Origin of the sequence: Paenibacillus sp. BGI2013 (assembly GCF_002843485.1) — a bacterium.
Lineage (GTDB): Bacteria > Bacillota > Bacilli > Paenibacillales > Paenibacillaceae > Paenibacillus > Paenibacillus amylolyticus.
In genome coordinates this window covers 138,640-150,465 of sequence record NZ_PJFA01000002.1, presented here as the reverse complement: position 1 = coordinate 150,465, position 11,826 = coordinate 138,640, and the positions used below count along the sequence as shown (strand labels likewise).

The 11,826-nt window shown below is 49.2% G+C and carries 8 protein-coding genes; 1 reads left to right on the top strand and 7 read right to left on the bottom strand.

Annotated elements, in window-relative coordinates; all coding sequences use genetic code 11:
• Nucleotides 1-53 precede the first annotated feature (53 nt).
• On the bottom strand, nt 54-1,190 hold the full coding sequence (locus tag CXK86_RS04555) for a response regulator (protein WP_076252080.1): 1,137 nt from the start codon (nt 1,188-1,190) through the stop codon (nt 54-56).
• 177 nt (nt 1,191-1,367) lie between these two features.
• Here CXK86_RS04555 and CXK86_RS04550 point away from each other — a divergent pair, with 177 nt between their 5' ends.
• A complete protein-coding gene (locus tag CXK86_RS04550; RefSeq protein WP_076252235.1) occupies nt 1,368-4,457 on the top strand; it encodes a hybrid sensor histidine kinase/response regulator in 3,090 nt (1,029 codons plus the stop codon).
• A 233-nt stretch (nt 4,458-4,690) separates the two neighbouring features.
• On the opposite strand, the gene CXK86_RS04545 is transcribed toward CXK86_RS04550, so the two are convergent.
• From CXK86_RS04545 to nikA, 6 genes are all read right to left on the bottom strand, one after another.
• A complete protein-coding gene (locus CXK86_RS04545; RefSeq protein ID WP_076252082.1) occupies nt 4,691-6,196 on the bottom strand; it encodes a malate:quinone oxidoreductase in 1,506 nt (501 codons plus the stop codon).
• Nucleotides 6,197-6,574: 378 nt separating this feature from the next.
• Entirely contained in the window at nt 6,575-7,543 is a 969-nt protein-coding gene (locus tag CXK86_RS04540; RefSeq protein WP_083684583.1) for an ABC transporter ATP-binding protein, read from the bottom strand.
• The gene (locus CXK86_RS04535) at nt 7,540-8,340 is read right to left on the bottom strand and encodes an ABC transporter ATP-binding protein (RefSeq protein ID WP_036671813.1); all 801 of its coding nucleotides are present in this window, start codon (nt 8,338-8,340) and stop codon (nt 7,540-7,542) included. The genes CXK86_RS04540 and CXK86_RS04535 overlap by 4 nt, the downstream gene beginning before the upstream one ends.
• Nucleotides 8,337-9,191: a nickel transporter permease gene (nikC, locus tag CXK86_RS04530; RefSeq protein ID WP_083684586.1), complete on the bottom strand. Its 855-nt coding sequence runs from the start codon at nt 9,189-9,191 to the stop codon at nt 8,337-8,339. The genes CXK86_RS04535 and nikC overlap by 4 nt, the downstream gene beginning before the upstream one ends.
• Nucleotides 9,188-10,135 (bottom strand): nickel ABC transporter permease, encoded by a 948-nt coding sequence (gene nikB / locus CXK86_RS04525; RefSeq protein WP_076252084.1) that lies wholly within the window; start codon nt 10,133-10,135, stop codon nt 9,188-9,190. Before nikB ends, nikC begins: the two co-directional genes overlap by 4 nt.
• Complete coding sequence (gene nikA / locus CXK86_RS04520; protein WP_083684588.1) at nt 10,135-11,685, bottom strand: nickel ABC transporter substrate-binding protein; 1,551 nt, start codon at nt 11,683-11,685, stop codon at nt 10,135-10,137. Before nikA ends, nikB begins: the two co-directional genes overlap by 1 nt.
• Nucleotides 11,686-11,826 lie beyond the last annotated feature (141 nt).

The following is an 11,826-nucleotide window of genomic DNA, read 5'->3' as shown; positions in this document are numbered from 1 at the left end:
AATACAACAAAAAACAGCCTTGCAAATGAAGCTGCAAGGCTGTATATTTCCAATTAACTATTCGAATTTTTCCATTGTTGGTACCATAACTCAACTTCCAGGCCAGGACGTATACCTGCCTCTTGTTCTAAAGCGATAACCAACTGATTATATTGAGCGACCACAGGATCTTTATTACCCAATCGATCGTAGGTCTTCATTAAGGCCAGTCCGACTTCCTCCAATGATGGCTCGAATTGCTGTACCCGGTAATATAACGTGAGTGCTTCCGTATTCTGTCCTAGATCAATGTAATATTGTGCAAGTTGCATGGCATGGTTTCGCCATAGTGCATGCAAGCGCTGACGCTCCAGCTCAGCCCATACGTAATCGTCCTCACCATAATATTTGCCTTCATATTGATCTGAGGTCTGTCGATGTTCAGCTATTGTAGACGAAGATAATAGAGGCAATCGGTTAAGACGGCTCTCCCATTCTTCCGCGTCAATCCTGAATTCACCCGTTTCCAATAGATAACCAAACTGTTGATAGCGAATGGACATCTTATCCTCACCCATGAGTTCGTTCATCATGCTGCGTAAGCGATGGATCCCACTGTGCAGATTGGATATACCTCTCCGCTCATCCAACTCTGGCCACAACAATTCAAGTAGTGTATCACGCTTAATCGGTTTGTTCCGATGGTGGAGCAAATAAGCAAATAACTCTCTAATCTTGGTTGTTCTGAATTTCATATGTTTTGGCGGCTCATTGGGGTGCACTTGGACTTGGAGCATCCCCAGACAACGGATCAACATGGATGGCCCTTCTGCTACATTCAGACTTGCTGACACCGTTCGGCGTTGATACATCTTCATCGTTTTTTCCAAACGGTCACGCGTTACAGGCTTCATAATATAATCCAGCACTTCAAGCCCATAGGCCGTCAGTGCATGTTCGTTATATGCGGTTGTGAAAATAACTTCTGTTCCAGGAGAAACCTCATGGATACGTTCAGTCGCCTCGATCCCGTTCATCCCCGGCATTTGAACGTCCATGAAGACGATTTCCGGCAGATGAATTTCGATCTGATCTATGGCTTCCTGTGCCGTCACAAAAGAGCCGATAACTTCGCAATCCTCTCTCTCTTGCAACAGTTTGTTCAACCTGCTCAGAGCGAGATATTCATCATCTACCAAAATCACTCTCATATGCACAACTCCTCTGGCTCACTGATCACCCTTTAATCTATAATTTTACCATAAATTCTGACGTGGGACCGCTATCATTTAAATATAGAATCTATGTTCCGGTATTCAAAAAAATGTTCATCTTTGGCAGAGGGCATGCAGGAATTTGAAGTAAACTGTCGAAAACTAAAGTCTGCCATGAAACCAATAACCTATAAAAAGATACCCCGATATGTAGTGCTGTCGATTCTATTCCTGACTATTTTGCTTGGCTTTCGCTGGATATGGTCCGAGATTTTCACTATACCCGCACATCCTGAACCCATTGAAGGCTTGTTAGACCTTCGAGGCTGGGACCTCGCCAACACTTCACCCATATCCCTGGATGGAGAATGGGAGTTTTATCCCCAGACGTTAATCTCTAATCGTGACGCGAAAATAGCGGATAACCCATCCACACCGATTCAAGTTCCCGGTGACTGGCGTGATGCATTACCACAATCCTCATCGTCGTTTGGATATGGGACATACCATCTTCGCATACTTTTAGATCCATCTGTGGAGGAAGTCTCTCTCTGGGCTCAGAAAATCCAGACATCATCGATTATCGAGATGAACGGGACCATTGTTGCCGAATTCGGCCAACCTGCCACTCATGCCGAAGCCTATCGACCAGAAAGGACTGCATTTACAACTTCCTATGTGCTTGACGGTTCTACCGAACTTAATCTTTTGGTGCAGACAGCCAATTTTGACGATCCTTATAGCGGAGGGATCACACGCTCTCTCTATTTTGGTTCTCCAGAAGCCATTGGAAGTGAACGAGGACTATCCATTGACTTGCAAAAGATTACATTCGCTATACTGCTTTTGCACAGCCTATACGCTTTTGTCATGTTTCTGTTTATCCGGAAGGAACGAGCTCTGCTGACGTTCTCGATGCTAACACTAGTAGCTGCCCTAACGGTCGCTTCCGACCATGACAATCTGTTATTAAGTTGGATTCCACTCAACTTCACTTGGATCGTTAAGGCCAAAGCGTTGTCCTATCCGTTGTTCGCATTCTTTCTTTTACAAATGGCTAAAAGTTTCTCCCATAGTCTACAATGGCGTAAACTGTTCCGCATCTATGCCAGCGTGCTTGGCGTTTACTGTTTATTTTTGCTAGTCGCACCAGTGACCCTGATCTATCATGTACTTGAGATTGGGCTTTCTGATTTCCTCTATCTGTTTGCCATCGGCTGGTCTGTGTACCTATTCTTCCGAATGGCAGCCGAGAAACGAAGCGACGCAAGCTTTTTGCTCTTTGCGGCTACTAGCAGCCTATCAAGCGTGTTATGGGGAATTGTGAACTCACATAGCGAAATTACCAACGTGTATTATCCGATCGATGTGATTGCGGCCATGTTTGGCTTCTCCGCCTATTGGTTCAGAAAATACTTCCGCAATTCAAGTGAGATCGAGAAGTTGTACGAACAGCTCAAAGAGGAGGATCGCCAGAAGGATCAGTTTCTTGTGAATACGGCTCATGAATTGCGTACACCGCTGCACGGGATCATCAATATCGCCGAGAGCATCGCGGTTCGTGAACGTCGTAAATCAGGTGGGCAGCAGGCAGAAGACATGAAGCTGTTAGTTACCATCGGCCGACGCATGTCCCAACTGGTGGATGACCTCCTTGATGTCATTCGTTTGAAGGAAAAACGTATTACGCTTCAGAAGAAACCTTTATCTCTTGCATCTGTCATTCCAGGCGTGATCGGTATGTTCCGATTCATGGCAGAGGGCAAGCCCATCCATATGCAGGTGGATATTCCTGAATCACTGCCGTTGATTCAGGCCGATGAGAGAAGACTTGTTCAGGTGCTCTACAACCTGTTGCATAATGCACTCAAATTTACCGATGAGGGTACAATTACCGTGTCCGTTCGGGAACATGGAGAGTACGTCTTGATTCAAGTTTCAGATACAGGTGTTGGTATGAGTGAGGAGATACAACAGCGAATATTCGAGGCCTATGAACAGGGGACCCCAGAGGCTCGTTTAAGCGGAGGAATCGGCCTCGGTCTCAATATCAGCAGGCAGCTCACAGAACTCCATGGCGGCCAACTCACCGTGCAATCCGTACCTGGGCAAGGATCGACCTTCCAGATCTCACTTCCACGGGAAGACACCGCATCGCTATCGGACCAGACTGAGCAGCAATGGGACGCTCACAGCTTCGATGAAATTGCGATTGCAGAGCCGCAGCAGCAGACCGTCTCTCAAGATAAGACTGCTGCAAGAATTCTTGCCGTCGATGATGATCCTGTAAACCTGCGAGTACTGATCTCCATGCTGGCGAATGAACCGTATCATATTCAACCCGCGGCCTCGGCGCTTGAGGCACTTGAATTATTGGATAAGGAGCCTTGGGACTTACTGATTGCCGATGTCATGATGCCTCATATGTCCGGTTATGAACTGACCGAGAACGTACGCAAGCGTTATTCGGTATCCGAGCTTCCCATCCTGTTGCTGACGGCCCGTAACGAGCCAGCGGATGTATACGCCGGATTCATGGCCGGTGCTACAGACTATGTCACCAAGCCCGTGGATGCCGTTGAATTAAGACATCGCATCGGGTCTCTGATCGTACTGAAACAATCCATTGATGAGCGACTGCGCATGGAGGCTGCTTACTTACAAGCACAGATTCAGCCCCATTTTCTTTTCAATACGCTCAATTCAATCATGGTTCTTAGTGAGATGGACACGGAGCGAATGCAGAAACTGGGCGATGCTTTTATCGAGTACCTTCAGACCAGCTTTCATTTTGTCAATTCGGAGAAAATGGTTGAGGTCACTCATGAGTTGGATCTATCCCGCGCCTATCTCTACATTGAGAAGGAACGATTCATGAATCGGTTGAACGTCATCTGGGATATCCCTGATGACCTTGATCTATCCCTGCCGCCACTCACCATTCAACCGCTCATTGAGAATGCTGTTCGACATGGTATTCTCAGCAAAGTGGAGGGTGGAACCGTGCATATCCGAATCATCAACCAAACAGCGTCCACCTTGATTGAAATCGAGGATGACGGTGTGGGGATGCAGCCCGAGCAGATCGAACGGGCACTGGCGTGGCCCAAGAAAGGTCCAGGCGGAACTGGAGGCATTGGATTAACCAATACACATCGCCGGTTGACCCAGATGTACGGACAAGGTTTGACCATCGTCAGCTCGCCGGGCCAAGGTACGAAAGTTTCCTTTGTCATCCCTTTGGACCGCAGCATGAGAGCCTGAGCGATAAGATCGTTCTATGACTCTACAGCAGCATATTGTACGATCCATATCCGTATGCTTTGTGTAAGGTCTACGGGGAACGCGAGGATAGCGGACATGTTCAAGCCCAGGCTCGAGTTCAAGTTCAGGTTCTGACATACCAAATAAACCAAAAGAGAGCTAAGCACGGGTTTCGACCCGGCTTAGCTCTCTTTTCTATGACTTCATTATGATCTAACACGATAAACTAAACGTTATACGTGCAGGACATGTTTTTCATCCGATAATCCCAGCGCCTTGGCTGTTGAAGAATGAACCTCTTTGAGGAGATCCAGATTCTCCACAAGGGATATGCCGTAAGAAGGAATCATTTCCTTGATCTTTGGCTCCCATGCCTCCATATGCTGCGGGAAGCACCGCTGAAGAATCTCAAGCATGACCTGAACTGCCGTGGATGCACCCGGTGATGCACCTAGCAGAGCCGCAATCGTTCCATCTGCAGACGTGACCACTTCCGTACCAAATTGGAGCGTACCCTTGCCACCCTGGACGGTATCCTTGATCACCTGCACACGCTGCCCCGCCAGAACCATATCCCAATCCTCGCTCTTCGCACCCGGAACAAAGTCACGCAATTCTGCCATACGTTGTTCTTTGGATAACATTAGTTGTTGGATCAGATATTTGGTCAAAGAAATTTCTTTGACACCTGCTGCGAGCATCGTAAGCAGATTATGCATCTTAACCGACGTGATTAAATCAGCATTGGAACCCGTCTTCAGGAACTTCGGCGAGAACCCGGCAAACGGTCCGAATAACAGCGACTTCTTATTGTCGATAAATCGAGTATCCAGATGCGGAACCGACATCGGCGGAGCTCCTACCGAAGCTTTGCCATATACTTTGGCGTGATGCTGTTCCACGACTTTTTGATTTTTGCACACCATAAAGATCCCACTGACCGGGAATCCGCCGATATGTTTACCTTCCGGAATGCCCGTCTTCTGGAGCAAATGCAGACTTCCGCCGCCCGCGCCAATAAAGACGAATTTTGCCTTGTGGCGTTCGACTGCACCACTCTTCAGGTTTTTCACGGATAATTCCCATTGTCCATCGCTGGTGCGTTTCATATTCTTCACGCTATGTTGGTAGTGGACGCCCACTTGTTGTTCCTTCAAATGTTTGATCAGCATACGCGTTAAAGCACCAAAGTTAACGTCCGTACCGGAGTCAATTTTGGTCGCTGCAACAGGTTCATTACTGGTACGATCTTTCATCATCAGCGGCATCCATTTCGCCAGCTCTTTCTTGTCATCCGAGAATTCCATGCCTGCGAACAACGGGTGATTCGACAAGGAGTCATAACGTCTTTTCAAAAACTGGACATTGCTCTCTCCATGTACATAACTCAAATGAGGAATCGGCATAATGAAGTCCCGCGGATTACGAATCAGACGGCTATTGACGAGATAGGACCAAAATTGCTTTGAGATCTGAAATTGTTCATTCACTTTAATCGCTTTGCTAATATCTACGGTTCCGTCTGGTCGTTCAACGGTATAGTTAAGTTCGCACAATGCAGCATGCCCGGTTCCGGCATTATTCCATTCGTTGGAGCTTTCCTCTCCTGCAGTGGCTAGCTTTTCGAAAACCTTAATATTCCAGTCTGGTGCCAATTCTTTTAGCAAAGTTCCCAAAGTTGCACTCATAATTCCGGCACCAATCAAGATAACATCTGTACTCGTTTGTCCCTGGCTCATGTCTACCGTCCTTATATCCTATATTTGCCAAAAGGATGTAAGCGTTATCGATTTGGCATTTGCAGCAAGCCCATTCTTGAACGGGATCGCACCTTCTCTGAATGATTATAACCTTGATCTAGTGTATCAATAATATAGAGCAATTTAAATATGCAATTTCAAGATATTTGCTATTCCATCAGTATACGCTAGTTTACATCGGAACGTTAGCCCGGTTATAGGCCTGAAAGATATATTTGTTCAAAACAAAGAAAGGAACCCGGATTTAGGGGGACTTGGGTGATCAAATGGATGCACTAAAAGCCGCTCTCGAATCTCTTCGTAAGGCGGCTTCATATATAAATCAACGATTACAACCCCCGGCGTTTCCGGGAGTACTCAGAAAATTGAAATTAACTCTTTCGTGTACGGATGGCGTTCTTCAGCGAACAACGCATCTGCACCAAAACGGTCAACGATCTGACCTTCCCGCATAACGATGATACGCTGGCTCATGCGATGTACAGCAGCCAGATCATGCGAGATGAACACGTATGAAAGACCAAGCGACGTCCGGAGATCGGTGAGCAACTGCAAAACTGCTCCTTGCGAGATCACGTCCAGGCTGGCCGTCGGTTCATCCAGAACGACAACGTCCGGTTCAATGCCAATAGCACGTGCAATCGTGACGCGCTGACGCTGTCCACCACTTAGCTCATGGGGGTAACGTCCAGCCAAATCGCTAGGAAGCTCCACCGCTTCAAGCAGCTTTTGGACGTAAGCCTCCTTCGACGTATAGGTAAAGTGGGACAGCTCGGCGTTCCGTCCAAGCTGTTCGTACGGATCGATGAGCGAATCGGCAATCTTGAGCTTTGGATTCAGTGCAGCCATCGGGTTCTGGAAAACAATCTGAATCTTCCGGCGATGAGGCCGCAACCGTCGGCCGCTCAGCCGCGCAATATCCTGTCCACCCAGTGTAATCGAGCCTGTATCTGCATCTTCAATCCGTAGCAGACAGCGGGCGAGCGTACTCTTGCCGCACCCGCTCTCGCCAACCAGGCCAAGGCATTCGCCGTGGTTCAGGGTGAAGGAAATATCGTTCACAGCCGGTCGGTCTGCACCCGCGTACGTTCGGCTTAGATGTTCCACGTGAAGCACAGGATTGCCAGGGGTGCTGAGTGATGAAGCATTGTCTGAACCGGTGGTATCTATATCCGCATCTGTAACTGCATGATCTGTTTCTGTAGTATTTATGACTGTATTGTCTGTGTCTGCATGGTTTAAATCTCTAGCAAAATCGTGGCTTCGCACACCAGATTCTTCGGACTGCACGAGTCCACGGCGTTCATCATCTCCGGTTGTCTTCATTCGGTTCCTGCCTCCTTCAATCCCGACTTCAGTGAGCGACTCAAAACCGGAGCCGCATCAATCAGCTGGCGCGTATATTCATGCTGGGGATGGTCAAGAATGCGATGTTTCCCGCCAGATTCGACGATCTGGCCTTCCTTCATCACAGCCAAGCGGTTGGCATAGCGACGTACATGGCGCCAATCATGCGTGATAAACAGAATGGCACATCCCGTCTCCGCTTGTTTGCGTGCCAGCAGTTCCAACACGCGATGCCCAGACACACTGTCCAGTGCCGTTGTTGCTTCGTCAGCAATTAGCAGACGAGGAGACAGCATCAGCGATGTGGCGATTGATGCCCGCTGAAGCTGTCCACCGCTCAACTGGAACGGATAGCGGCGCAGCAATTCAGCGCCAAGGCCAACCGATTCCAGCGCTTCCTCCGCTCGTTTCTTGCGGATGGCAGAAGACTTTTCTCCATGTACCTTCTGGTATTCATCAAAGTGCCCACCAATGCTGCGAAAGGGCGTAAATGCTCCCTGATAGTCTTGAAAAATATATGAGATGCGGCTTCCCCGCAGGGCGCGCATCTCCTTTGGCTTCCGTTCGAGCAGGTTGCTACCTTCGAACATGACTCGCCCCGACGCATGCAGGTTGGGCGGCAGCAGACGACCAATTGCTTGCGAGAGCAAGCTTTTGCCACTACCACTCTGTCCAACCAATGCCATGAACTCACCTTCGCGAACAGCCAGAGAGACTTGATCTACAATCGTACGATCCCGACTGGAGATGCTCAGTTCTTCAATGGAGAGAATCATGGCTGCACCTCTTTCTTCACGTCAAACCGGTCTCTTAGATAGTCACCCAGCATGTTGGCGAGCAGCACTACCGAGACAATGGCAAGACCCGGATAGATCATCAGCTCCGGCCGAGACTGGAAGTACGGCCGTGAGTCGTTCAGCATCGCACCCCATTCAGGTGTTGGCGGCTGTGCGCCAAGGCCAATGTAAGACAATGATGAGATGAGTAGAATGATTTTACCCAGATCAAGACTGGCCAGCACGAGCACATGACCTGCGATATGTGGCAGCAGATGTTTTCTCATGATACGACCGTCAGACAATCCGTTGGTCCGGGCGATGCGAATGTAATCCTTTTGGGACTCCGATAAAACTGTACTCCGAACGAGACGGGCGTAGCTGACCCACTTTACGATCACAATCGCCAATACCAGATTACCGATTCCCGCGCCAAGCAAGCCACTTAGCACAATCGCCACGATGGTATCAGGGAAAGCGAGAAAAGCATCAGCGATGCGCATGAACAGCTTATCGACCCAGCCACGTTTGTATCCTGCTATCAGTCCAAAAGGAATACCGATCAGCAGTGCAGCACCGAGTGCCAGCAAGCTATAACCAAGCGTTTGGCCGCCGCCAAGCAGCAGACGTGTCAGTACATCGCGGCCCAGATGGTCGGTGCCGAACGGATGGAGAGCACTTGCACCCTGCAATCGTCCGCGCAGATCGGTTAATGTATGATCATGTTTCAGAACTAAAAAGGCATATAAGGAGGCCGCGATGACCAGCAGGGCAAATAGCAAACCAACGATCGCCTGCCAGTTATGTTTTTTAGATTTTGTAGGTGGAATGGGCAGGGGTATGGTTTTCATCGGTGGGCCTCCTTTTCCTTCAGTTTCATTTCGGGATTCAAATAACGGTACGACAGATCAACCGCCGTATTCACGAGAAATACCACGATAGCCATGATCAGAATGTAACCCTGAATCAGTGGATAATCACGCTGGCGGATGGCATCAACGACAAGCTTGCCAATACCCGGATAAGCGAACAACACTTCAATTACAACAACTCCGCCAATCAGGCTACCGAGACTGACGCCGAATACTGTAATGACAGGCGGCAGACTGTGCCGGAAGGCGTGAAGCATGAAGATCCGGCCTTCGGATAACCCTCTTGCCCTGGCGGACCGAACGAACTCCTGGCTAAGAGAATCCAATAGGCTGGAACGCAAAAGACGCACATAAACGCTGGAGATGGCAAGTCCCAGCGTCAGAGATGGCAGAATAAGTGATGTGAATCCATCCCGGCCCATGGTCGGCAGATTGCCAAAGCGTACGCCGAACATGTCGATTAGGATCAGACCCAGCCAGAAGCTTGGCAACGCCGCACCCACAATGGAGAGCATCCGGCTGCCCCGGTCAATCCAACTGCCACGATGGAGTGCTGACAGCGAGCCGAGCGGTATCGCTATGACGAGCATGACCAGTAGAGCGCCAATCGTCAGTTCAGCCGTAGCAGGTAGCGCACGCATCAGGGTCTGCATAACTGGCTGGCCTGTTGAATACGATACACCGAAGTCGAGACGAACGAAATCGAGCAACCAGTTGCCAAACTGGACAGGAAGCGAATCATTGAAGCCCATTTCCTCGCGTACAGCTTCGACCTGCTCCTGACTAACGGACAGTTCGTCCACATTCAGGATCGTCAGCACGGGATCACCCGGAGCCAGACGAATGAACAGGAAACTCACAAACATAATGAACAACAGAAAGATAAATACCTCAAGGAACTTCCGAAGCAAAATGCGAAACATTACATCACATCCAGCTTATTGGTAATCATGTAATATTCACTGCGAGTGGTAACCCAGTTCTTGATCTTCTTGCCGTTGTAGGCAACGATCGTACCTGGATGCAGCACGAATGAATTCAGTACGTTATCATGCACATAGTTGGCTGCCTTCTCGGCAAGCTCTGCGCGCTTCTCCGGTGCAACTGTGAGATTCAGTTCGTCGATGATCTTGGTCAGCTCTGGATCTTCCGATCCGCTGAAATTAAGGGCACCCTTCGGATGGTATGTTGCATTCAGGTAATAACCAGCATCTCCACGAGGGGCCGTCAAATTACTGTACGTTGCAATATCCCAGTCGCGATTAGACGCCATATAATCTTCTGGCGTGTCAATCTGACGAATCTGCACGTCGATACCGATCTTCTTCGCATCAGACTGGAACACTTGAGCGATCAGCGGAAGATCGGCACGGGCTGAATATGTCAGCAGCGTCAGCTGCAATGGTTTGCCATCCTTGGTCATCACGCCGTTTTGCTGCGTGTACCCTGCTTCGCCAAGATATTTTACAGCGACATCAGCTCCGGATTCCGTTGCTGTATCCGTATAGGTTGGTGCGAATGGCAGCGATGGCAGGAACGGTCCGATGGCTGCTTCGCCATATCCTAGCAGGATCGTGTCGACGATACCCTGACGGTCAATCAGCGCGTCCAGTGCACGACGAACATTAAGGTCCTTCATAATCTCCCGCTGCATGTTCATCGTTAGCTGATGCACGCGGAACGTCGACGTGGACTCAACCTTCATGCCGTCCAGCGCTTTGAGCGATTCGAGGCTTTCGACTTCTGGACGGTATACGATATCTACCTGCCCAGATTTGAGCGCTAGTGTGCGGGCATTGGCATCTTCATTGAATGAGAACGTGATGGAATCCAGAGGCGATGCTCCGTCCCAATATTCATCATAGCGATCCAGTTGCAGCTTGCTGCCTGGGGTAAAAGAGGTCAGTTTGAACGGGCCCGTACCAATCGGCTTGTTCACAATGTCCGGCTCACTCACGTCGATAATCGCCGTGTTGGGGTTCACCAGTTCTGAAGCGAACTCCGGGAACGGCTGAGTTGTGGTAATCTCCAGCTTGTCGCCCTCGGCTTCAATCGTATCGATCTTAAGCGCGTTCTGGATAGCTACATTCTCCTCAAGCGCCCGCTCAAGGGATGCCTTGACGGATTCACCCGTCATTGGCTTGCCGTTCTGGAATGTCACATCATCTCGCAGGTCGATCGTCCAATGCTGCCCATCTTCGCTCTCCCAGCTCTCGGCGAGCCATGGAGCAACCGTCAAGTTCTCTTCATCGAGACGAACCAGCGTTTCCGTAATGCCCGCGCGCAGCGGCACATAGCTGGAATCCACATGTGGATCTAGCGAACTCGTGGAGAAGTTATATAGGAAATGAACATTTTTATTATCGGTGGATGGTTGCGCAGCGGGACTGGACTCAGATGATCCGCAGGCGCTCAACAGTCCAGCGCTCAAGGCCAAGGAGACCAGCGCTAGCAGTGGCGTCTTTTTATTCAAGGTAATGCCCCTCTCTCTTAATCGTAATCATTATGATCTAAACAATGAGTATTATCATATCGTAATGATTACGTTTTGACAAGAGTTATATTGGTGTTGGAACGAGAAAGAATCCGACTCTCGGATGAGAGCGGATTCTTC

What these genes read in the sequence shown, in the direction of transcription:
- CXK86_RS04555 (WP_076252080.1), bottom strand. Translation starts at nt 1,190, where the DNA reads ATGAGAGTGATTTTGGTAGATGATGAATATCTCGCTCTGAGCAGGTTG.
- CXK86_RS04550 (WP_076252235.1), top strand. Translation starts at nt 1,368, where the DNA reads ATGAAACCAATAACCTATAAAAAGATACCCCGATATGTAGTGCTGTCG.
- CXK86_RS04545 (WP_076252082.1), bottom strand. Translation starts at nt 6,196, where the DNA reads ATGAGCCAGGGACAAACGAGTACAGATGTTATCTTGATTGGTGCCGGA.
- CXK86_RS04540 (WP_083684583.1), bottom strand. Translation starts at nt 7,543, where the DNA reads ATGAAGACAACCGGAGATGATGAACGCCGTGGACTCGTGCAGTCCGAA.
- CXK86_RS04535 (WP_036671813.1), bottom strand. Translation starts at nt 8,340, where the DNA reads ATGATTCTCTCCATTGAAGAACTGAGCATCTCCAGTCGGGATCGTACG.
- nikC (WP_083684586.1), bottom strand. Translation starts at nt 9,191, where the DNA reads ATGAAAACCATACCCCTGCCCATTCCACCTACAAAATCTAAAAAACAT.
- nikB (WP_076252084.1), bottom strand. Translation starts at nt 10,135, where the DNA reads ATGTTTCGCATTTTGCTTCGGAAGTTCCTTGAGGTATTTATCTTTCTG.